This window comes from Mameliella sp. MMSF_3455 (assembly GCF_030733205.1).
Lineage (GTDB): Bacteria > Pseudomonadota > Alphaproteobacteria > Rhodobacterales > Rhodobacteraceae > Antarctobacter.
In genome coordinates, this window is the sequence record NZ_JASHJL010000005.1 from 129,468 (window position 1) to 151,965 (window position 22,498).

The 22,498-nt window shown below is 65.1% G+C and carries 22 protein-coding genes; 8 read left to right on the plus strand and 14 right to left on the minus strand.

Annotation, left to right across the window (positions count from 1 at the left end; genetic code table 11):
• Positions 1-26: 26 nt before the first annotated feature.
• The 4 genes from RBB42_RS05165 to RBB42_RS05180 all read right to left on the minus strand — a co-directional run bounded on the left by RBB42_RS05165 (position 27) and on the right by RBB42_RS05180 (position 4,090).
• Complete coding sequence (locus RBB42_RS05165; RefSeq protein WP_305968447.1) at positions 27-440, minus strand: DUF1499 domain-containing protein; 414 nt, start codon at positions 438-440, stop codon at positions 27-29.
• Between the two features lie 93 nt (positions 441-533).
• Positions 534-1,499, minus strand: a complete 966-nt coding sequence (speB, locus tag RBB42_RS05170; RefSeq protein ID WP_305968448.1) for an agmatinase — start codon at positions 1,497-1,499, stop codon at positions 534-536.
• Positions 1,500-1,603: 104 nt separating this feature from the next.
• Positions 1,604-2,767, minus strand: coding sequence for a M20 aminoacylase family protein (locus RBB42_RS05175; protein ID WP_305968449.1), 1,164 nt, complete (start codon positions 2,765-2,767; stop codon positions 1,604-1,606).
• A 165-nt stretch (positions 2,768-2,932) separates the two neighbouring features.
• The gene (locus RBB42_RS05180) at positions 2,933-4,090 is read right to left on the minus strand and encodes a M20 aminoacylase family protein (protein WP_305968450.1); all 1,158 of its coding nucleotides are present in this window, start codon (positions 4,088-4,090) and stop codon (positions 2,933-2,935) included.
• A gap of 155 nt (positions 4,091-4,245) precedes the next feature.
• Between RBB42_RS05180 and RBB42_RS05185 the strand changes: the two genes are divergently transcribed.
• Together RBB42_RS05185 and mazG are read left to right on the plus strand one after the other, a co-directional pair.
• The gene (locus RBB42_RS05185; protein WP_305968451.1) at positions 4,246-4,860 is read left to right on the plus strand and encodes a DUF6854 domain-containing protein; all 615 of its coding nucleotides are present in this window, start codon (positions 4,246-4,248) and stop codon (positions 4,858-4,860) included.
• Positions 4,861-4,943: 83 nt separating this feature from the next.
• Positions 4,944-5,756, plus strand: a complete 813-nt coding sequence (gene mazG, locus RBB42_RS05190; protein ID WP_305968452.1) for a nucleoside triphosphate pyrophosphohydrolase — start codon at positions 4,944-4,946, stop codon at positions 5,754-5,756.
• A gap of 3 nt (positions 5,757-5,759) precedes the next feature.
• Here the strand turns inward: mazG and RBB42_RS05195 are convergent, their stop codons facing one another.
• The 5 genes from RBB42_RS05195 to RBB42_RS05215 form a co-directional block, all read right to left on the minus strand.
• Complete coding sequence (locus RBB42_RS05195) at positions 5,760-6,668, minus strand: AEC family transporter (protein ID WP_305968453.1); 909 nt, start codon at positions 6,666-6,668, stop codon at positions 5,760-5,762.
• A 124-nt stretch (positions 6,669-6,792) separates the two neighbouring features.
• Complete coding sequence (locus tag RBB42_RS05200; protein WP_043143437.1) at positions 6,793-7,026, minus strand: acyl carrier protein; 234 nt, start codon at positions 7,024-7,026, stop codon at positions 6,793-6,795.
• A gap of 216 nt (positions 7,027-7,242) precedes the next feature.
• Positions 7,243-7,980 (minus strand): 3-oxoacyl-ACP reductase FabG, encoded by a 738-nt coding sequence (gene fabG, locus RBB42_RS05205; protein ID WP_305968454.1) that lies wholly within the window; start codon positions 7,978-7,980, stop codon positions 7,243-7,245.
• Between the two features lie 36 nt (positions 7,981-8,016).
• A complete protein-coding gene (fabD, locus tag RBB42_RS05210) occupies positions 8,017-8,958 on the minus strand; it encodes an ACP S-malonyltransferase (RefSeq protein ID WP_305968455.1) in 942 nt (313 codons plus the stop codon).
• Between the two features lie 94 nt (positions 8,959-9,052).
• Entirely contained in the window at positions 9,053-9,295 is a 243-nt protein-coding gene (locus RBB42_RS05215) for a hypothetical protein (protein ID WP_305968456.1), read from the minus strand.
• A 232-nt stretch (positions 9,296-9,527) separates the two neighbouring features.
• Between RBB42_RS05215 and rpsF the strand changes: the two genes are divergently transcribed.
• From rpsF to RBB42_RS05240, 5 genes are all read left to right on the plus strand, one after another.
• Entirely contained in the window at positions 9,528-9,890 is a 363-nt protein-coding gene (gene rpsF / locus RBB42_RS05220; RefSeq protein WP_305968457.1) for a 30S ribosomal protein S6, read from the plus strand.
• A 24-nt stretch (positions 9,891-9,914) separates the two neighbouring features.
• Positions 9,915-10,142: a 30S ribosomal protein S18 gene (gene rpsR / locus RBB42_RS05225; RefSeq protein WP_058310770.1), complete on the plus strand. Its 228-nt coding sequence runs from the start codon at positions 9,915-9,917 to the stop codon at positions 10,140-10,142.
• 12 nt (positions 10,143-10,154) lie between these two features.
• Positions 10,155-10,778: a 50S ribosomal protein L9 gene (gene rplI, locus RBB42_RS05230; protein ID WP_305968458.1), complete on the plus strand. Its 624-nt coding sequence runs from the start codon at positions 10,155-10,157 to the stop codon at positions 10,776-10,778.
• A 213-nt stretch (positions 10,779-10,991) separates the two neighbouring features.
• A complete protein-coding gene (locus RBB42_RS05235; protein ID WP_305968459.1) occupies positions 10,992-12,872 on the plus strand; it encodes a PhoX family protein in 1,881 nt (626 codons plus the stop codon).
• A gap of 129 nt (positions 12,873-13,001) precedes the next feature.
• Positions 13,002-14,423 (plus strand): homospermidine synthase, encoded by a 1,422-nt coding sequence (locus RBB42_RS05240; RefSeq protein WP_305968460.1) that lies wholly within the window; start codon positions 13,002-13,004, stop codon positions 14,421-14,423.
• A 100-nt stretch (positions 14,424-14,523) separates the two neighbouring features.
• Here the strand turns inward: RBB42_RS05240 and tig are convergent, their stop codons facing one another.
• The 5 genes from tig to RBB42_RS05265 all read right to left on the minus strand — a co-directional run bounded on the left by tig (position 14,524) and on the right by RBB42_RS05265 (position 20,212).
• On the minus strand, positions 14,524-15,849 hold the full coding sequence (gene tig / locus RBB42_RS05245; RefSeq protein WP_305968461.1) for a trigger factor: 1,326 nt from the start codon (positions 15,847-15,849) through the stop codon (positions 14,524-14,526).
• 100 nt (positions 15,850-15,949) lie between these two features.
• Positions 15,950-16,675, minus strand: a complete 726-nt coding sequence (locus tag RBB42_RS05250) for a sulfotransferase-like domain-containing protein (RefSeq protein WP_305968462.1) — start codon at positions 16,673-16,675, stop codon at positions 15,950-15,952.
• A 443-nt stretch (positions 16,676-17,118) separates the two neighbouring features.
• Positions 17,119-17,640: a putative pterin-binding protein gene (locus RBB42_RS05255; protein WP_305968463.1), complete on the minus strand. Its 522-nt coding sequence runs from the start codon at positions 17,638-17,640 to the stop codon at positions 17,119-17,121.
• A gap of 200 nt (positions 17,641-17,840) precedes the next feature.
• Positions 17,841-18,827, minus strand: a complete 987-nt coding sequence (locus tag RBB42_RS05260; RefSeq protein WP_305968464.1) for a catalase — start codon at positions 18,825-18,827, stop codon at positions 17,841-17,843.
• Positions 18,827-20,212 carry a c-type cytochrome gene (locus tag RBB42_RS05265; protein ID WP_305968465.1) on the minus strand — a complete coding sequence of 462 codons (1,386 nt, stop codon included), beginning with the start codon at positions 20,210-20,212 and terminating at the stop codon, positions 18,827-18,829. The genes RBB42_RS05260 and RBB42_RS05265 overlap by 1 nt, the downstream gene beginning before the upstream one ends.
• Positions 20,213-20,306: 94 nt before the next feature.
• Between RBB42_RS05265 and RBB42_RS05270 the strand changes: the two genes are divergently transcribed.
• Positions 20,307-22,439 carry a peroxidase family protein gene (locus tag RBB42_RS05270; protein WP_305968466.1) on the plus strand — a complete coding sequence of 711 codons (2,133 nt, stop codon included), beginning with the start codon at positions 20,307-20,309 and terminating at the stop codon, positions 22,437-22,439.
• Positions 22,440-22,498: the final 59 nt, after the last annotated feature.

Consider the following 22,498-nt stretch of genomic DNA (forward strand, 5'->3'; position numbering starts at 1 on the left):
GGACAAGCGCCGTCCGACGGACCGCCTCACTCCGTTCCGCGGCCCAAGCGATCCAGCCAGTCATCCACCCGCGCCCGGTTCACGCCCAGGTCCGACTGGCCAAAGCGCGCCCGCGCCCACAATTCCAGGACCTCGCCGTTCTGGCGCACGGTGGTGTAATCCGGGAAGCCCATCCACAAGGAACGCGTGATATAGGTGATCTGCCCTTCGGCGACACTGCCGGCCAGGATTTCTGTCCGGGGCGTTTCAAGGATGATCGCGTGCAGACGGGCAAAACCGTCCTCGCCCGCCGCGATACGACGGCGCACACCGGCGGCAAGGTCCTGATCCGCGGTAACCTGCGGATCGACGTGCCAGACCGCCGGGTCCGAAGGCGCAAGGCGGATCCAGGCCAGCCCGCCCAGGATCACAAGCAATAGGATGAGGAATACCAAGCGCACCTGCTGTCTCTATCTCCGGATTAAGCCCTGGCAGAGGGCATGCCATGCCCCCGCCCGATTCTGAAAGCCAAGGTTTCGCAACAGCCTGTCACTTCACCGTGCCCGCCGGGTCCAGCCCCAGAGGCACAGCAGTTCCATGCCGACATGCGCCGCCGCCACCGCCGTCGCCCCGGTGGTGTCGAAAGGCGGCGAGACCTCGACCACGTCACCGCCCTTGAGGTCGATGCCGGCAAGGTGACGCAGGATCACGGCCGCCTGGTGGCTGCTCAGCCCGCCCCAGACCGGCGTGCCGGTGCCGGGCGCAAAGGCCGGATCCAGCGCGTCGATATCGAAAGTGATGTAACAGGGCTGCGCCCCAACGATCTCATGCACCCGCTCGGCGATCCGTTCGGGCCCGTCCCGGTGCACTTGCCGCGCATCGAGGATGTTGAAGCCGATGGTGTCCGGATTGTCGGTGCGAATGCCGATCTGGACCGAACGCTCTGGCACCACGATTCCCTCTTTCGCGGCCTTGTACATGAATGTCCCGTGGTCGACCCGCGCGGCATCGTCATCGGCCCAGGTGTCCGTATGAGCATCGAACTGGATCACGCTCAACGGCCCGTGTTTCTCGGCATGGGCGCGCAGGCAGCCATGCGTGACCGAGTGATCCCCGCCCAGAACGACACAGGCCGCCCCCGCGTCCAGGATGCCGCCCACATGCTGCGCGATCCTTCCCGGCACCTCCGAGGGCATGGCATAGTCAAAGGCCATGTCGCCGTAATCTGCGATGGCGAATTCCGACAGCACGTCGTAGCCCCAGCCGTAGGGCGCATCGCAGGGTTGCAGCAGCGAGGCCTCACGGATCGCGCGCGGCCCCAGCCGCGTGCCGGGCCGGTTGGTCACCGCCTGGTCGAAAGGCAGGCCCGTCACGGCGATGTCCACCCCCGCCAGGTCCTTGGTGTACTTGCGCCTCAGGAAGGAAGGCGCCCCGGCAAAGACATTTTCGAAAGACGGTCCCTTGAGGTCCTCACGGGTAAAGGCGTGGTCGATCTGGCGCTTGGCGTCTTCAAGGCTCATGCGATTGGTCCTGTTGATGGCGGGGCAAGGGGGCGCTGCCCCCTCTGCGCGCGCGGCGCGCATTCACCCCCGGAGGTATTTTCGGCCCAAAGAAACACGCAGGTTCAAGCCAGCGGCAAGGCCTTTTCCACGAGGCGGGCGAAAAAGCTGGCCCCCACCGGCGCGACCTGGTCGTTGAAATCGTACTTCGGGTGGTGGCAGACCGGCGTGTCGCCCTGGCCCAGGAAGAGATAGGCGCCGGGCCGGGCCTCCAGCATGTAGGAGAAATCCTCACCCGGCATGATCGGCGGCGCGTCCAGGTCGACGGCTTCGGCGCCGACGACCTCGCGCGCGACCCCGGCCGCGAACTCTGCCTGCTCGGGATGGTTGATCGTCGGCGGGTAGCCTTCGATGTAGTCCAGTTCGGCGCTCATGCCGAAGCTCCTGGCCTGGAACTCGGCGATCTCGGCCATGCGGGTCTTGACCACGGCCTGCACATCCTTGTCGAAATAGCGCACGGTGCCGTTGAGCATGGCGGTTTCGGGCACGATGTTCATGGCACTTCCGGTGTGGATCTGCGTGACGCTGACCACCAGCCGGTCCAGCGCGTCCACATTGCGGCTGACGATGGTCTGAAGCGCCTGCACCATCGAGGCGGCACAGACCACCGGGTCGCGGGTCTGGAAGGGCATGGCACCATGCCCGCCCTGTCCGGTGATCCTGATCGTGAATTCATCCACGCCCGCCAGCAGGGCACCGCGATTGGTGTGCATGTGCCCCACCGCTCCGCCGGGCATGTTATGGATACCATAGACCTCTTCGATGCCGAACCGGTCCATCATGCCCTCTTCGACCATGATGCGCCCGCCGCCCTCGTTTTCCTCGGCCGGCTGGAAGATCAGTGCCACCTTGCCCGAAAAATTGCGCGTCTCGGCCAGGTATTTCGCCGCGCCCAGCAGCATGGTCGTATGCCCGTCATGACCGCAGGTATGGGCCATGCCCGGCACCCTGGAGGCATGCTCGGCGCCCGAGAGATCCTCCATCGGCAGGGCGTCCATGTCCGCGCGCAGCCCGATGGTGCGCCCCGGCTCCTGCCCCTCGATGATGGCGACGACGCCAGTGCGCGCGATGCCGGTGTGGATCTCGGAAATCCCGAAGCCCTTGAGCTTCTCCACCACGAACTCCGCCGTTTTGAAACAGTCCAGTCCCAGTTCCGGGTGCTGGTGCAGGTGACGCCGCCAGGCGGTCATCTCGGGTTCGAGTGCGGCAATCGAATTGACGATGGGCATGGGCGGGTCTCCTTTGGGCCGCAGACTGCCCGCTTGGCGCGGCATTGAAAAGGGGCAGGACGGCGCAGGGTTTGCCCGAATTGAAAATGAGTATTTTTCGAGAGAAGAAGCCGAAGGAACGCGCCTTGTTTCTTCTCTCTGAAAATACTCGAAATGGCGCAGGGTTTACCCCAAAGCGTGCCGTTTCTCGATCAGCCGGGCAAAGAAACTGGCGCCGATGGGGGCCACCGCATCATTGAAGTCGAAGGCCGGATGATGCGCCGACGGACCTATCCCCTGGCCAAGGAACAGAAACGCGCCCGGACGCGCCTCCAGCATGTAGGAGAAATCCTCTGCCCCCATTTCCGGCGGCAGGTCGTCGACGACGCGCGACGAGACCTCGCGCGCGATGTCCACGGCAAAGCGGGTCTGGTCTTCGTGGTTGATGGTCGGCGGATAGCTGCGCCGGTAGTCCAGAATCCCCTCGACGCCGTAACCCTCAGCGACACTGGTCGCGATCTGCCGGATGCGGCCTTCGGCCATGTCGCGCACCTGCGGAGCGAGGCTGCGCACGGTGCCGCCCAGGGTGACCTCCTCGGGGATGATGTTCGGGGCGCTGCCTCCGTGGAACATGGTCAGCGAGACAACCAGCGCGCCCAGCGGATCGGTATTGCGCGAGACTACGGTCTGCAGCGCCTGGCCGATGGCAAGGGCGGCCGGCATCGGGTCGCGGCAGGTCTGGGGATAGGCCGCATGGCCGCCCTGACCCCGGATGCGCAGGGTGAAATCATCCACCGCCCCCATGATCGGCCCGGGGCAGGTCCTGAACTCTCCAAGCTCTCCGAAGGGATCGGTGTGCAGGGCATAGACCTCCTCGACGCCGAAACGGTCCATGATCCCCTCTTCGACCATGATCCGCCCGCCACCGACGCTTTCCTCGGCCGGTTGAAAGATCAGCACGACGCGCCCTGTGAAACGTCGCGTGTCGGACAGGTAGTTCGCCGCGCCCAGCAGCATCGCCGTATGCCCGTCGTGGCCGCAGGCGTGCATCCGCCCCGGCACGGTACTGGCCCACGGGGCGCCGGTTTCCTCCTGCATGGGCAGGGCGTCCATGTCGGCGCGCAGGCCGGTCACCGGCCCCGGCCCCTGCCCGTCGATCACCGCCACGACGCCACTCTCTGCAATGCCTTCGTGGATGTCCGTGATGCCCATCTCGCGCAGGCGCGCGACGACAAAGCGTGCCGTTTCGTGACACTCCAGGCACAGTTCCGGATGCGCATGGATATGGCGGCGCCAGCCAGACATCTCTTCGGCGGCGGCAGCGATGGAATTGATGACGGCCATGATCTTCTTTCCGAGGCGGATTCCGTGACGCGTTGCGGCGCACTGGCTGGCATACATCCCCGGCACCGAAAACGCTGCGGGAAAGACGCGCCGCGTGCTATCATTACGTTGCGTCAACCTTTGGTTGGCGTTTTTTCATTGGGGGGATAATCACCATGTCGAATACATCTTACTCCATGATTACCGTCGCCCGTTGCGACACCGCTTTCCTGTCCGACGCGCTGGGTCACCTTGGCGGATTGTGTGACGATCTGAAATCCGGGGCCGGTGCCCTGATGACCCGGTACGGGGTCATTGCCACGGGCGATCATGCCGGGCATCTCGTTCTGCTGCAGGGCTACAGCGACATGAGCGGCATCGGAAAGGCCTTCGACGTCTATGGCACCTCGGCCGCCTACGACAAGATCGTCGGCAGTGGCAAGGTTCGCGTGGTGCTGCGCAACATCCTGAAAAGCGAGGATATCGGCGTTGACGAGCAGCCAACTGAGGTTCCAGCCTACGGTGTCCTGACCCGCTGGGCCTCTCCGACGCCGCAGTCCGAGCGGATCGGGCGGGTTGCTCCGCTCATGCGGCAGAACGGTGCGATGGCCATACGCCATTTCACGATCATGACAGGGTCCGCCACCGGGCACCGTCTGATGGCGACGGGCTATCCATCGATGGATGCCATCGAAAAGACCTACGCCGCGCTGAACGACACAGAGGACTACAAGGCGTTCCTGACCGAAATCGACCTCGACTCCCGCAACATCGTGCGCGTGGCAGGCTGAACCGCCGAGGCCGCGCGCCCGGTTGCTGGACTCCCGTGCCGCCTTCCTGCATCCCTTGAGCCGAAGCTCGGAGGCAAGGCGCGATGAACAAGGACCTGATCCATGACCCCAGGGGCGGAATGCCCCGCCTGCTGGAAATCATGCGGCAGCTGCGTGATCCGGAAACGGGCTGTCCCTGGGACCTGGAGCAGACCTTCGCGACCATCGCGCCCTACACGATCGAAGAGGCCTACGAGGTGTCCGACGCGATCGAGCGCGAGGCCTGGGACGAGCTGAAGGGAGAGCTGGGCGACCTGCTGTTCCAGTCGGTCTTTCACGCGCAGATGGCCGCAGAGGCCGGGCTCTTCACCTTCGACGAGGTCGCCGACGGCATGTCGGACAAGATGGTGGCGCGGCATCCGCATGTCTTCGGCGATGAGAGCCGGGACAAGAGCGCCGACCAGCAGACCCGCGACTGGGAGACGATCAAGGCCGCAGAGCGCGCCGCCAAGGCCGAAAGCGGGGTGCTGGACGGGGTGGCGCTTGGCCTGCCGGCGCTGTTGCGCGCAGTCAAACTGCAAAAGCGGGCGGCGCGCGTGGGGTTCGACTGGCCCACCACGGACGAGGTCATGGACAAGCTGCGCGAAGAGATGGACGAGTTGCGCCAGGCCGAGGATGACGCCCATCGTTTCGAGGAGTTCGGCGACCTGCTGTTCGTCATGGCCAACCTTGGCCGCCACATGGGAATCGACCCGGAGGCGGCGCTGCGGGCCGCGAATGCCAAGTTCACCCGCAGGTTCCGCGCCATCGAGGCGGCCCTGGCGGAACAGGGGCGCCGCCCTGAGGACAGCGACCTGCAAGAAATGGATTCGCTCTGGGACGCGGCCAAGGCGGTGGAAAAGGCGCAGAAAGGCTGACGCTCAGCCGTAGCCCAGCACCAGCAGCACCAGGGGAATCGTCACGATGGCGGCCAGCGTCTGTGCCGTGACCAGTCCGGCCATCAGAGTGCCGTCCCCGCCCAGTTGCCGCGTCAGCACATAGGCCGTGGGCGCCGTGGGGATGGCGGAAAAGACCACCAGAACCAGCGCCTCGACCCCGCCGAGGCCAAAGACCAGCGCCACGCCCGCCGCCAGTACCGGCATGCCCAGAAGGCGCAGCGCGGCGTTGCCGCCCACCACCAGCCCGTCCCGCCCCAACGCGCGCGGTTGCAGCGCCGCCCCCACGCAAAGCAGGCCCAGCGGCAGGCTGCCCCGCGCCAGCAGCTCCAGGAAGGTGCCGATGCCAAAGGGCAGGCCCAGGCCCAGCAGCGCCAGCGCGATCCCCACAAGACAGGCCAGGATCAGCGGGTTCTTCAGCATCGTCCGGACCAGAGCGCCGGGACGGCTCAGCACGTCGCGTTCGCTCAGCGCCATGATCGACAGCACGTTGACCACTGGCACGCAGATCGCAAGGTAGACCGCCGCCCGTTCGATGCCGACATCTCCGGCAAGGCTCGCCGTGACGGCAAGGCCGAGGTAGGTGTTGAACCGGACCGTCCCCTGCAGCGCAGGCCCAAACCGGGCCGAGGGCGCCGAAAAGATCCGCCGCGCCAAGGCAAGCCCGAGCGAAGCCAGCAGGATCGTCACCAGCGCCGCCGCGCCCAGCCGCAGGATCTGCGGATCGCCCAGAGGCGCGTCGACGAGGCTTGAGACCAGCAGCGCCGGGAACAGCAGGAAATAGTTGATCCGTTCCGCCGCGGGCCAGAAGCCCGCGTCCGGGAAGCCCTTGCGCGCCAGGACAAAGCCCAGGCAGATCAGGGCAAAGAGCGGCCAGATCGTGATGAAGAGCACGGGGCGGGCTACCTTGTCACTGTATACGCGGCGTCATTGCCGGGTCGGGATCAAACAACAGAAAAAACGGCGCGCCAGAAAGGCACGCCGTTCCATCCTCACCCGAACAGGTGAAAAGAGCGGCTTACTGCGCGTCCGAGATGAACTTGACCGCGTCGCCGAAGGTCTGGATGGTTTCGGCCGCGTCGTCGGGGATCTCGATGCCGAACTCTTCTTCGAAGGCCATCACCAGTTCCACGGTGTCCAGGCTGTCGGCGCCCAGATCGTCGATGAACGAGGCGGATTCGGTCACCTTTTCTTCTTCGACGCTCAGGTGCTCGACCACAATCTTCTTCACGCGATCTGCGATGTCGCTCATGTCTCTTCCTCACAAGTCTGTCGGGCATTTCGCCCATTCTGCCCTGCCCGTGGCGTGGCGTCTTTTTGCCCTGACGGGCGGCTCGATCCCCCGGCACCCCGGGTGGGCCGGATGCGTACCATGGCACGCAACCGTCCGAAAATCTGCGCGGCCTATAGCACAGGCGGCGGGGATGGCAAACGCTTTCCCACGCCGCAGCGCAACAGGCTCTGGCGCCTACAACATGGCCATGCCACCGTTGACGTGCAACGTGGTCCCCGTAACGTAAGCGGCCTCGGGGCTGGCAAGATAGAGCACGCTGGCGGCGATCTCTTCGGGCGTGCCCATGCGCCCGGTGGGAATCTGCGTCAGGATCGCGCTCTTCTGGTCGTCGGTCAGCTTGTCGGTCATCGCGGTCTCGATAAAGCCCGGCGCGACGGCGTTCACGGTGATGCCGCGGCTGGCGACCTCGTAGGCCAGCGACTTGGACATCCCCACCATGCCCGCCTTGGCGGCGGCATAGTTGCCCTGCCCGGGGTTGCCGGTGGCCCCCACGACGGAGGAGATATTTACAATCCGGCCCCAACGCGATTTCATCATGCCGCGCATCACGCCCTTGCAGAGCTTGAAAGTGGCGGTCAGGTTCACGTCCAGCACGCTTTGCCATTCGTCGTCCGACATGCGCATGAACAGGTTGTCGCGGGTGATCCCGGCGTTGTTCACCAGGATGTCGACGCTGCCCATCGCCTCGGCGGCCTGTTTCGGCAGTGCAGCGACGGCCTCGGCGTCATCCAGCTTGCAGGGCAGCACGAAGGCGCGTTCACCCAGTTCCGCGGCCAGCGCCTCCAGCGGCTCGACGCGGGTGCCCGACAGGCCCACGTTGGCGCCCGCGCCATGCAGCGCCTTGGCAATGGCCCCGCCGATGCCGCCCGAGGCCCCGGTGATCAACGCGGATTTTCCCGTCAGATCGAACATGCTTGCTTCCTCTCCTGTCATTCCTTGGTCCGGGCCTCAGCCCTGCGCGGCCTCGACGGCGGCGGTCACATCCGCCGGCGTGCCGATGTTGCGCACGGCCGCCGGGCGGTGAATGCGGCGCACCATGCCCGACAGGGCCTTGCCCGCACCGATTTCCCAGAACTCCTCGACCCCGTCCTCGACCATGCGGGCCACGGATTCGCGCCAGCGGACCGCGCCGCAGATCTGCGCCTCCAGCAGGGCGCGGATGCGATCGGGGTCGCTCACCGGCGCCGCCTCGACGTTCGAGACCACCGGAACGGCGGGTGCCTGGATCGTGACCTCGGCCAATGCCTTTGCCATTTCCTCGGCGGCGGGCTGCATCAGGGCACAGTGGAATGGGGCGGAGACGGGCAGCATGACCGCGCGCTTGGCACCGGCCCCCTTGGCGATCTCGACCGCGCGTTCAACGGCGCCCTTCTGGCCGGAAATCACCACCTGACCGGGATCGTTGTCATTGGCGGCGGCGACGACATCGCCCTGCGCGGCCTCTTCGGCGACCTTGCGCACCGCGTCCAGGTCAAGGCCCAAGAGGGCCGCCATGGCGCCCTCGCCCACCGGCACGGCGGCCTGCATGGCCTGCCCGCGCTTGCGCAGCAGACGCGCGGCATCGGCCACGGTCAGTGCCCCTGCGGCGGTCAGTGCGGAATATTCCCCCAACGAGTGCCCGGCGACAAAGGCCGCCTTGTCGATGCCCACACCCTCTGCTTCGAGCGCGCGCATGGCCGCCATCGAGGTGGCCATCAACGCGGGCTGGGCGTTCTGGGTCAGGGTCAGGGTCTCGATCTCGCCGTCCCAGACCAGAGCCGAGAGTTTCTCCCCCAGCGCCTCGTCGACCTCGTCAAAGACGGCGCGGGCCGCCGGATAGGCCTCGGCCAGGTCGCGGCCCATGCCGATGGTCTGGGCGCCCTGCCCGGGAAAGATGAATGCGCGGCTCATGCCCCTCTCCTCACCGTGAAATTGCGTCCGCCTGCCTTACTAGCCCGCGGAGGCTTGCGCAATCACCTGAGGAGGCGGGACTGACCCGCCGGGATCAGCCGTCCTCGCCGCGCAGGCGCAGCGACATGCCCAAGCCCCCGCTCAGCATCAGGCAGGACAAGGCCAGCTTGAACGGCATCAGGATCGGCGCATCCAGCCCCATCGGCATGACCCAGATCAGGTAGGCGGCCAGCGCCAGCACGGAGCCCGCGATCCGGCGCATCATGCCCTCGGACAGGCGCGGCAGGGAAAAGGTGGACCCAAGAGCCTGGGAAGCATTGAAGTCTGTCAGGGCCATTTGGTGCGCTCCGATTGTTGGTTAACGACAGGTTAACCGCTCGATTGTGCCCGGAATGCGGCGCCGCCGAGGAAAATCCGAGGACCGCGCGCCCCCTTGCGCCACGCCCTGATCCGTGTATACGGAGCGCTCTCTTCGCAACGACGTTTACCCGCGCAGTCTCTCGTGGGCAGGGCGCGAAGGGATCAGGCCCCTGCCCTATGAAATGCGCCATGATAGAAATGGAGTGCACATGCCGCTTTACGAGCATGTATTCATCTCGCGTCAGGATCTGTCCAACGCGCAGGCTGAAGGCCTTGTCGAACATTTCAGCACCGTTCTCGCGGACAATGGCGGCAAGGTCGTCGACAGCGAGTACTGGGGCGTCAAGACGATGGCCTACAAGATCAACAAGAACCGCAAGGGCCACTACGCCTTCCTCAAGACCGACGCACCCGCGACGGCCATTCAGGAAATGGAACGCCTGATGCGCCTGCACGACGACGTCATGCGCGTTCTCACCATCAAGGTCGACGGCCACGACGAAGGCCCCTCGATCCAGATGCAGAAACGTGATGAGCGCGACGGCCGCCGTGAGCGCCGCAACCGCGACTGATACCTGAAGAAGAGGAGATAACTCATGGCTGCAAAACCGTTTTTCCGCCGCCGCAAGGTCTGCCCCTTCTCGGGCGACAACGCACCCAAGATCGACTACAAGGACACCCGCCTGCTGCAGCGCTACGTCAGCGAACGCGGCAAGATCGTCCCGTCCCGTATCACCGCCGTTTCGGCAAAGAAGCAGCGTGAACTGGCCCGCGCCATCAAGCGCGCCCGCTTCCTCGCCCTGCTGCCCTACGCCGTGAAGTAAGGAGTCCGCATCATGCAAGTCATCCTTCTCGAACGTGTGGCCAAGCTGGGCCAGATGGGCGACGTCGTCGACGTCAAGCCCGGTTTCGCACGCAACTACCTGCTGCTTCAGGGCAAGGCGCTGACCGCCTCGAAAGAGAACATCGCGCAGTTCGAAGAGCAGAAAGCTCAGCTCGAGGCGCGCAACCTCGAGACCCGCAAAGAAGCCGAAGCCCTGGGCGAACGCCTGGACGGACAGAAGTTCGTCGTGATTCGCTCGGCATCGGACGGTGGCAACCTCTACGGCTCCGTCACCACCCGTGACGCGGCGAACGTGGCCAGCGAGAACGGCTTCTCGATCGACCGCAAGCAGGTGATCATCCGCCAGCCGATCAAGGAACTGGGCCTGCACGAAGTCGAGGTGCACCTGCACCCCGAGGTGATGGTCGTCATCACGCTGAACGTCGCACGTTCGCCCGAAGAGGCCGAACTGCAGGAATCGGGCAAGTCGATCCAGGACCTGGCCGCCGAGGAAGAGGCCCAGGCCGAATTCGAGGTCAGCCAGCTGTTCGACGACATCGGCAGCGCCGCATCCGACGACGACGGCGATACAGCCCCCGCCCGTTCGGACGAGGCCGCCGAAGGCGACGACGACTGATCCAGCGACGCTTCGCAGGACAAAAATTCAACCGCGCCGAATTCATTCGGCGCGGTTTTTTCATTTTTATCAGCGCCTTGCCGCATCGGTACATATAAACTTCATAAATCCGTAACACCCATTTCACGTTGCCGGATCACATCAGAGGCTGTTGGAAGCCGCCGCAACACGCGAGCGGCTTTGCCAAGTATGCAAGCTGATATGAGGCCAGCCATGAAGAAATCTGACATTGTCGATCTGTCCTGGGACGATTTCGACGAGATGCGCGACCCGCGCCCTGCCCAGACCGACTTTGACGCCGTTGTCGAACGCGCCATCTCGCGCCGCGGTTTCCTGGGTGGTGCGCTGGCCTTCGGTTCGGGTGCTGCCGTCTTCGGCGCCGGCGTCCTGAACTCGGCCACCTCCGCCCGCGCGCAGGCCGCCGCCTTCGAATTCGAGCCGATCGACATCGCCACCGATTTCGACGTCCATGTGCCCGCAGGCTACCAGTGGAAGCCGCTGGTGCGCTGGGGCGACGCCCTGTGGTCCGAGGCCGACGGCGCCTATTCGCCGGAAACCGGTGTGCCCGCCGCAATGGCCGACAAGGTCTTTGGCGAGAACACCGACGGGATGGAACTCTTCTCCATCGACGGCAAGCAGGTCATCGCGGTGAATTCGGAATACGTGAACCCCAAGATCAACCTGCCCGCCGCCAGCGAAGGCATGCCCAAGAGCGCAGAGGAAGTGCAGCTTCTCAAGCACTTGCAGGGTGTGACCGTGATGGAAGTGGCCGACACCGGCGACGGGTATGCCGTGGTCAAGGACAGCCCCTTCAACCGCCGCATTCACCATGACACCCAGATGGTCATGGATGGCCCCGTGGCCGGCTCGGACCTGGTCAAGACGAATGCCGACCCCGAAGGCATGAGCCCGCTGGGCACCATGAACAACTGTGGCTCGGGCCGCACGCTGTGGAACACCTACCTGACCTGCGAAGAAAACTTCAACGGCTACTTCGGTGCGACCGGCGAGTACGACGCGACCGAGGGCTTCAAGCGCTATGGCATCGGTGGCGAAGGCCGTTATGCCTACGAACAGTTCGACCCGCGCTACGACCTGTCGAAAGAGCCGAACGAACCCCACCGCCACGGCTGGGTGACGGAAATCGACCCCGCCGACCCGACCAGCACCCCGGTCAAGCACACCGCCCTGGGCCGGTTCAAGCACGAGAACGCCGCGATGGTGCAGGCCGCCGACGGCCGGATCGTCGTCTACATGGGCGACGACGAACGCGGCGAGTTCATGTACAAATACGTCTCGAACGGCACCTGGGCCGAGGGTGAGCCCACCGACGGCCTGCTGTCGGACGGCACGCTGTATGTCGCCAAGTTCAACGACGACCAGACCGGCGAATGGCTGGCCCTGACCCCGGAAACCACCGGCATGCCGATCGAGGACATCCTCGTCCACGCGCGTATCGCCGGCTCCAAGGTCGGCGCCACCACGATGGACCGTCCGGAATGGATCGCCGCACACCCGCTCAAGGCCGAGGCCTACTGCGCCCTGACCAACAACAAGAATCGCGGCATCAAGCCCAACGCCGGTGGCGACGAAACCCCGGTTGGCGGTCCGAACCCGCGTGAGACCAACAACTATGGTCAGATCGTGCGTTGGCAGCCCGAGGGCGGCGATCACGGTGCAGACGGCTTTGCCTGGGATCTCTATGTCATGGCCGGCAACCCCGAGATCTATGACAATGCCTACGGCGGCTCGGACAATGTCACCCCGGGCAACATGTTCAACTCGCCCGACGGCATGATCTTCGACACCAAGGGCCAGCTCTGGATCCAGACCGATGGCAACTACAGCAACGAGGGTGATTTTGCCGGCATGGGCAACAACCAGATGCTGGTCGGCAACACGGACACGGGTGAAATCGCCCGTTTCCTGACCGCCCCCTACGGCGCCGAAGTGACCGGCCTGTGCTGGTCCGAGGACCGCAAGGTGGCCTTTGTCGGCATCCAGCACCCGGGTGGCTCCTGGCCCGACGGCGAAGGCAAGCCGCGCTCCTCGGTCATCGCCGTGTGGCGCGAAGACGGCGCCGCGATCGGCTGATCTGCGCTCCCTGATCGACAACGAACCGCGCGGGTCTCGTCCCGCGCGGTTTTTCTTTGCCCCCGTCTGCGGATTTGCCCTGTCGCCGCAAGCCGCCTATGACTGGACACAACCAGACAGGAGACACGCGTGACCCAGGACTACCCCGTCTATGGCCGGATCGACGGCCCCATCGTCATCATCGGCTTCGGTTCGATCGGCAAGGGCGTCTGGCCCCTGATCGAACGGCATTTCGACTATGACGCCGACAAGCTGACCGTGATCGAACCGGACGCCGGACAGGCCAACTTCCTTCGTCAACACAAGCTGAACCACCTCCAGGTGGCGCTGACGCCCGACAACTACCGCGAGGTTCTAGGCGGGCTGTTCCCGGACGGCCAAGGGTTCTGCGTCAACCTCTCGGTCGACACCTCCTCGCTGGACCTGATGAAGTTCTGCCGCGAGATCGGCGTGCCCTACATCGACACCGTGGTCGAACCCTGGGAGGGGTACTACTTTGGCACCACCGACAACGCGGCGCGCACCAACTATGCGCTGCGGCAGGCGGTGCGCGACGAAAAGGCGGCCAATCCAGGCGGCACCACGGCGGTGAGCTGCTGCGGCGCCAACCCCGGCATGGTCAGCTGGTTCGTCAAGGAGGCGCTCTTGACGCTGGCCAAGGACACGGGCCGCGACGTCAAGGCGCCCACGGACCGCGACGGCTGGGCCAGGCTGATGCAGTCGCTGGGCGTCAAGGGCGTCCACATCGCCGAGCGGGACACCCAGGCGCGCCGCCTGCCCCGCCCGCGCAATGTCTTCGTCAACACATGGTCGGTCGAAGGGTTCATCGCCGAAGGCTTTCAACCCGCCGAACTGGGCTGGGGCACGCACGAAACCTGGTTTCCGGAAAACGGCCACCGGCAGGACAGCGGCTGCCAGGCCGGGATCTGGCTGGAACGGCCCGGCGCCATCACGCGCGTCCACACCTGGTGCCCCACGCCCGGCCCGCAGTTCGGATTCCTCGTCACCCATAACGAGGCGATCTCGATTTCGGATTACTACACGGTGGGCGAAGGCGCCCACCCCGAGTTCCGCCCGACCTGTCACTATGCCTATCACCCCTGCGATGACGCGGTGCTGTCGCTGCACGAGATGTTCGGCTCGGGCCAGCAGCAGGAAAAGCATCACATCCTGACCGAGGACGAGATCGTCGAAGGGATCGACGAGTTGGGCGTGCTGCTATTCGGGCACGAGAAAAATGCGCTTTGGTTCGGTTCACGCCTGTCCAACGACGAGGCGCGCGACCTTGCGCCCTACCAGAACGCCACCGGCCTGCAGGTGACCTCTGCGGTGCTGGCAGGCATGGTCTGGGCGCTGGAGAACCCGAACGCGGGCATCGTCGAGACGGACGAGATGGACCACGCCCGCTGTTTGGAGGTGCAACGCCCCTACCTGGGCCCGGTCGAGGCGCATTACTCCGACTGGACGCCACTGCAGGACCGGTGGGAACATTTCCCCGAGGACATCGACGAAAGCGACCCCTGGCTGTTCCGGAACGTTCTGGCAAGTTGAGACCCCGTCGGGATGGGGGCGCGCCCCCCATCCTATGGATCCGCAACGAAAAAAGCCGCCCCGAGGGGCGGCTTTTCCGTGTCTTGCAAGGGCCTGACGATCACTCGTCGTCCAGCTCTTCGACGGCTTTCTGCAGCTCGTCCTTGGTGATTTCCTTTTCGGACACCTGAGCCTGTTCGGCAATGTGGTCGACGACCTTGTCCTCGAAGATCGGCGCGCGCAGCTGCTGCTGCATCTGCGGGTTCTGGCGGACGTATTCGAAGAACTCGCGCTCCTGGCCCGGGTACTGGCGGGCCTGGTTCATGATCGCCTGGGTCATCTCGGCCTCGGAGACCTCGACCTCGGCTTTCTGGCCCAGCTCGGCCAGCAGCAGGCCAAGGCGCACGCGGCGTTCGGCCAGCTTGGTGTGCTCTTCGGTCGGCTCGATCTCGGGGTGATCGTGGCCCTCGACGTCGGGGTTTTCCTCGTGCCACAGCTGATGCGCGATCTGCTTGGCCTCTGCCTCGACCAGGGTCGGCGGCAGTTCGAAGGACACCATCTCGTCCAGCTTGTCCAGCATGGCGCGCTTCATCACCTGGCGCGAGGCGCCGGCATATTCGGCCTCGAGGCGCTCACGGATCTGGTTCTTGAGGCTCTCGAGATCCTCGGCACCGAATTTCTTGGCCATCTCGTCGTTGATCTCGGCGGCCTTGGGCGCCTTCACGGCCTTCACGGTCACGTCAAAGACCGCGTCCTTGCCGGCCAGGTGCTCGGCGCCGTATTCCTCGGGGAACTTGACCTCGACGGCCTTCTCGTCACCGGCGGAGACACCGACCAGCTGCTCTTCGAAGCCGGGGATGAACGAGCCGGAGCCCAGAGCCAGCGGATAGTCCTCGGCAGCGCCTCCCTCGAAGGCTTCGCCGTCGACCTTGCCGACGAAATCGATGACCACCTGGTCGCCGTCCTCGGCCGCGCCGTCCTTGTCCTCGAAGTCCTGAGCCGAGGAGGCCAGCGATTCCAGCGCCTCGTCAACGGCAGCGTCGTCTGCCTTGACCACAAGACGCTCCAGCTCGATGCCGGAGGCGTCGAACTCGGGGACTTCGGGCAGGGCTTCGTAGGTCATTTCGACGTGGATGTCGTCGCCTTCTTTCCAGTCCTCGTTGGTCATCTTGACCTCGGGCTGCAGCGCCGGGCGATCGCCCGACTCCTCGAAGTGCTGGTTCATCGCACCGTCGATCACTTCCTGCATGGTCTCGCCCAGCACACGCTGGCCGAACTGCTTTTTCAGCAGCGGCAGCGGCACCTTGCCCTTGCGGAAACCCTTCATCTCGATGTCGGGCTGCGCCTCTTTGAGCTTTTCGGTGACTTTCTCGTCCAGCTCGGACGCCGTCACGGTGATGGCGTAGCCGCGCTTGAGGCCTTCGTTCAGCGTCTCGGTGACCTGCATGTCTCTTCCCTCGGAATTCAAGCGCCCCGGAAACCGGGGCGCGTCTGGTCGGCGAATTTGGCACCTTCTATTGCCCGAGGCGCCTGCGCGCAAGCCGCTTTCAGGCGCTTGTGCACAGGGTTTCGGCCCGCATTCGCCGATAATACGGCAAGGCGGCGTCATGTACCGCCGCCAGCCCGGGCGAGACAGCGGGCAAGGGCGCCTCGGCCCCGGCAAAGCCGGTAGAGCGGTGGACCGCGTCGTACCAATGGCTTGCCCAGACGCCGTCATCGGCATGGCCCCCGGCAGGCCAGGCCAGCATCGCCGGATCGAAGTCCAGACCGATCGCCGCGCAAAGCGCCCTGAGCGCCGCCTCGGGGGCGCGACGGATGTCGTGGCTGTCTATCACCGCATAGCGCCAGCCGCGGGCGCGCACCCTGTCGAAGATCGCGCATTGCTGGGCAAAGCCGATGTCTGCAAGGGTCGGATTCTCACGCTTGGCGGCATAGCTGGCCAGAACGCGGGCCGGGTGGCGGATCAGAAAGACATGCGCCGCCTCAGCGGCCCAGTCGAGGCTGTCGCCGTCGAGGTGGTGATGGGTCATCAGCTTGAGATAGAAATGCGCCTGCCCGCCCGGAGCGGGTGCGGCACAGCGCCGGGCGACCTCCCCCGGATCGGGGATGCCCTCGGCGATGATTTCGGCGCCCATCGGGTGGTCGATCCCTGTCCGCGACAGGTAAGCCGCGTAAAAGGGCTCATCCCAGACACCGCAGTCCGGCCTGGCCCCGAAGGCATACATCATCGCGGTCGACAGGTTGCGCGGTCCGGACCAGCAGGCGATGTTCATGAGCGATTGTCCCCGTCTTGGCAGATAGTCGTCGCGCCTTTCTGCGCCGAAACGGCGCCCGCGTCGAGCGTTGGCGGATCAGGCGACGCAGGGGCCGGCGCGCCGTATACTTTTGCCCTGCGGGCAGCCCCTGAACTTGACGTTTTCAATGCTCTTGCCAAGTCCGGCCTTGGCGATGCCGACCGCAGGGCGATGAGGCGGACCTCTGGCATACCCCGTCTTTCACCCGGCGATTCGTACAACGCACGGGACGACGCGCACCGCATCTTTGGAAATTTGATCTATACCCGGGCCCGGACCAGTTGATCCCAGCCCGAAGTCGCCAGTTCACGCGGACATAGTTTTCCGCATGTCCTCGACCGGAGAAAACCCGATGGCACCACTACAGCCCTGCGCGCCCCCGAGGACGATGGCGCGCCCGCCTTGCCCGACTGGACGCGCGATCAGTCGCGGATGGTCATGCGGTCAAGCTGCCAGATGCTGCGGGCATAGATGACCTCTGTCCGGTAGGCGCTGGAAGAGCCATAGGGGTAGATCAACCAGAGCGGCCCCTTTTCCCGGCGCGACATGGTCTTGCCATCCATCTCGTAGGCCAGGATCGGCCCGCCCTCGACCGCATCCGTGATGGGCACCGTGACCGCGTAGTCATTGATCGCCTGCGCGTCAATTTCCTGTCCTTCGGCCCCGAGGTAGTCCAGCAGGTCGTTCAGAGCGACACCCGTGAATTCCGTGGTGCCGGCCGTCCAGATCGTCTCGGTCGTGATGGTGGTTTCGCCGATGTCGCGCAGCATCTCAAGATCCAGCCGAGCCTTGCCTTCGCCGTTGGTCACGGCAATCGACCCATCGACCGTCAGGATAACGGTGCCCTGGGGTTCCGGCAGATCATCGGCCAACGCAGCGCCGGCCAAAGAAGCGGCCAGCACAAGGGCGGTGCCGGCGGCACGCATATCAGGAAAGAGCAACATGAATCAGATCCCTCGGGTTGAATCGCATCTTGGCACACCCCCTTTAACAGAGCATGTGCGAATTGGGATGAGCGCCCTATCCGTCCGGATAGGCAATAAATGGACCGGGACACCTCGGCCCTGCCAAAATGCCGATAAGGTCCGCAGCTTTCCTTTCGCGAGACTCAGCTGGGAACGGGCGCCCGCCGCTCTTTCGGCTGTTAGTTGTCCGCTCCGCGTGCCTCGGCCATGACGCGGTAGACCTCGCGCCGCGCGCGGTTGATCGCGCCCAAAGGACGGTGCGCGGGCAGGCTCATCCAGGGCGAAAACCGTAGGGCCTCGGCCTGCGCGATCCGGTCGGCGCTGTTCTCCTGCCGGGGCAGCACGATTTCGGCCAGCGGTTCGAAGACCGCACCGGCAGCGTCCCAGTCGACGCGCGCGTCGTCGACAGGCTGGCGCTCGGGATCGTCTTGTATCACCACGCCAAACGTCATGCGCGCTTCGTCGGCGCCGAGGGCCTGCCAGAGCCGCCTGCCCAACCCGTTCGCGCATTGCACCGGATCGGCAGGCGCGCCCTGCCCCTGCACCCTGTATTTCACCGCCAGGTCGCCCAGCCGGTACGGCGTGGTGCTGTGATACGTCAGCGCCAGCAGCGAGCCCGGCCGCCGTCCGGCAAATGCACGCGCCGCCCGCAGGACGCGCCGGTGAAACAGCCCCAGCATGACCAGCCCGCGCAAGGCACGCATCAGCCGCAGCGGGCTGCACCCTTTGCTGCGCAGCGCCTGAACCGGCAGGAAATGCCGGTTGAAAGGCATGTAATCCGCCATGTCCTTGCAGAAGTAGACCGGGTGATCGACCAGCACGAAGTCCTGCTCTCTCAAATGCCCCTGCCCCGGCTGCAGTTTCATGCCCGGTATGCCCAGCAGCTTGATCGCCATGCCGCGCACGTCGAGCGCCCTGTCGTCCTGTTGGCCGCCGTTGGAAAAGCGCACCAGGCAGGCGTGATCGGCGCCCGGTTGAAACACGCCCTGCGCCAGCGCCTGCGGCAGGTCTGACCGCACCCGGAACCGCCCCTGCAGCAGTGCGTGATGCTTGGCGTGCTGGCCGCGTTTCACGACGCCGTCGCGCCGCGACAGCGTCTGCAGGTTGGCCCGTGTCAGACGCAGTATCTCTGCCGCCTCGCCCGCAGGAACGTGCTCATCCCCCATCAAAGCGACTTGAGATAATCGAGCAGCAGCGCCTTTTCCGCGCCGGGCAGGTCCGTGCCCCAGAGATGCCCGCCATTGCCATTGCCGGTCAGTGACGTGTCCAGTTCAAACCCCGTCTCACAGGTGAACCCGACCCGTTCCGTGTCCAGCACCGTGCACCCGCGAAAAAAGGTGACCGGCCGCGTGTCCGGTGGCGACAACAGGTCTGCCAGGGTCGGGACAGAGCCATTGTGCAGGTAAGGCGCCCGCATCCAGATCCCGTCCAGCGGCATGTTGGCGTAGCCATCCGTGGTGCGGTAGTTGTGAAACCGCCAGGAGTAGTTCTGGCCCACGTCACCGAAATAGCGCACCATTTCCGCATCGAACAGGTCGGTACGCTGCGGGTCCGTGCCCAGGATCGCAAGGGACGTCACCTGCCCCAGGCTGGGACTTCCCGGATCGTGGCAGCTGTCGCAGCCCTCGCGCTCGTAGATCGCGCGGCCCTGCGCCACCCGGTCCGCGTCCAGCGGCAAGGGCCAGTCCGGCGCCGGAAACGCCATCAGCCAGTCCGAGACCCGCTCGATCGACTGACGTTCCAGCAGCCAGTCTGCGGCGCCCCCGGCCAGCGCCGCCGAGATATTGCGTTCGTCCAGCGACCGGTTGTTGCCGTCCCAGTGAAACCAGCCGTCGGTGCGCAGCCGCTGATTCCAGACCGAGGGGAAATCGACCACGCCGACACGGCTGTCGCCGGAGGGATTCAATCCCCAACGTTCGCGCCAGAAATTGCCCGCGTCCGTGCGCCCGGGCCCATGCGGCGGACGGGTGTCCATCCAGGCCAGCCGGGCCTCCAGCGTCGCGACCTCCTCGGCCAGCCGGGGAAAGACCACCCTGCGCAGCACCAGCCTGTCGAACCAGCCCAGCGGCCGGCCGTTTGCTTCTGCCGCTTCGATCACCGCATCGGGGGTCAGACCGGAATCCTGCGCGGCATCGGTCAGGAACCGGATATAGGACTGGATATCCAGCGCGTTGTTGGGCGCCCCCAGAACCAGATGCCGCGACCCGTCGATTTTATAGGTCGAGACATGGCAGGTGGCACAGTTGAACCCGACCCGTTCGACACCGATGCGGCGCACCGAGACACCGATGGGCAGGTCCTTGTCCTCTTCGCGGAGGAACCCGAACCCGGCATAGCCCTCCGGGAGTTCCTCGGCAAAGATCGTGGGCAGTTCACGCCAGATGGCAAAGGGGAAGCCGTCAACCTCGGCCCCGATGGAGCCGTATTTGAAATGCTCGACCACATCCTCGAAATGGGTGGCTGGCCAGGGTTTTATGGTCAGCCGCTTGTATTCCAGGAACAGCGCGGACCCCAGTAAAGCCAGGAACACGATCGGCAGCAGCCGTTTCATGATACATCTATGGCGCGAAAAAATTTGGACATAACCCCTTAAAGCTGCCACAGTTGGCCCCATTAATGAAGGTTTTATTGAAAGGGGCGTGGCCATGGGCACGGCCTCGACGAGGACACCGCGCAAGGGATTTCGCATCGACTGGGCGGTCTGGCGCCGCTCCTTCCTGCAATTGACTTGCCTGCTGGTGGGCGCGATGATGTTCTACCGCGGCCTGCTGAACCTCTTTGGCTATCCCTCTCCCTGGGTCTCGCTGTTTCCGGGCACCCCGATCCTGGGCGCGCTCTGCCGGGTACCGGAATACTGGGAACGCTGGACCTTGGGGCCGATCTTCATGGGCGGCGTGTTTGGCATCGTGCTGATGTGGCGCGAATTGCGGATCGGCTGGTGGATCTTCACCGCGCTGAATTTCCTGGTCGGCTACTGGTTCATCTTCATTCTCGAGGACATCTGGCAGCACCACGTCCTGCCGCATATCGTCTTTTCCGCCGTCTTCCTGCCCTTCTACCCGGGCATGAAACGGTCCGAATGGCTGGCGGCACGCATCAACGGCCTGCTGGCCCGCATCGCGGAACTGGCCCTCTCCCAACTGACCCGTCCCTGGGTCGCTCGGTTGGTCGAGGCGGTGCCGTTCCTGCACCGCAAGCTGAACGCCCTGTTGATCAACCGGATCGTGATGCAGGCGCGCCCGCGTCCACATCCCTTTTCGACGATGGCGCCCTATACCTCCTGGTCCAGCCTGACCGACAGGACCTGGGCGGGCCGTCACCTGGGTGTCAGCGAGATCGACCAGGACAGCCTGCCGGGATGGGAGGGCGATGCCGGTCTCAAACCGCTGTTCGAACGCCCGGACGGCACACAGGTGCTGTGCCCGAAATCCACCTGCCTCTTTCCCAGCTTCGCGCAGTACCTGACCGACGGATTCCTGCGCACCCTGCCCGAAAGCATCGGCGGCGATACCCCGAACCCCGAGCGGCGCAAGCGCAATACCTCGAACCATGAGATCGACCTTTGCCCGCTTTATGGCCGCACCCCAGAACAGACCCGCCTCCTGCGCGTCCCTGGCCCGGACCATGCTCATCGGGGGCTGCTGCGGTCTCAGCGGATCGACGGCGAGGAGTTCCCCGAGTTCCTCTTTGCCGGCGAAGAAATCCGGCCAGAGTTCGAAGGGCTGGACCCGCCGCTGGGCCTGACAGACCTGCTGAAATCCTGCGCCTCGGACGACCCGGCCACTGCCGCGGGCGCACGCGCCTTTCGGGACGCGCTGTTCGCTGTCGGGGGTGACCGCGTCAATTCGGTGCCGCAGGTGTCGATGATGAACACGCTTTTCCTGCGGGAACACAACCGGTTGGCGCGCGAAATCGGCGCCCGTCACCCGGACTGGGACGACACCCGCGTGTTCGAAACCGCGCGCAACGTGGTCGTCGTGCAGTTCATAAAGATCGTGGTCGAGGACTACATCAACCACATCGCCCCCTTCGCGTTGCACCTCATGGCGGATCCGTCGGTCTGCTGGCATGCGCCCTGGAACAAGCCCAACTGGATCACGACGGAATTCAGCCTGCTTTATCGCTGGCACGCGCTGATCCCCGATGCGATCACCTGGGGCGGGACGGAACACCCGGTGGGCCGCAGCTATTTCATGAACAACCTGCCGCTGATCCAGACCGGTCTGAAACGCGGGTTCGAGGACATGAGCGCCCAACCCGCCGCCCGCCTTGGCCCGCGCAACACCAACGACAGCCTGCTGAACATCGAGTGGGACTCGATCCGCCAGGGCCGGATCTGCGAACTGGCCTCATACAACCGCTACCGCAGCTACCTCGGCCAGGCTCCCGCTAAAACCTTCGACGAGATCAGCAGCGATCCGGCGGTCGCCGCGCAGCTGGCGCGCGCCTATGGTTCTGTCGAAGAGGTGGATTTCTTTACCGGGATCTTCTGCGAGGACCGCGTGCCCGGATCGCCCCTGCCCCGCACGATCCTGTCCTTCGTGGCACTGGATGCCTTTTCGCAGGCCCTGCCCAACCCTCTGTTGTCGGAGCACGTGTTTCCGCCGCCACCCGGGTTCGACGAAGATCCGGCGATGGACCACCCCACCTTCACCCGCTACGGCTGGGAGCAGATCGGCGCCTGCGGATCGCTCCATGACATCATCGCGCGCAACGTCGAGGCGCCGGAGACGCTGGGGTTCATCGGCATGACGCGCCCCGGTTGGCAGGGGGAATAGCCCTGCGGCGAGGACGGCCATAAGGACGGCCATAAAAAAGCCCGCCCCATGCAGGGCGG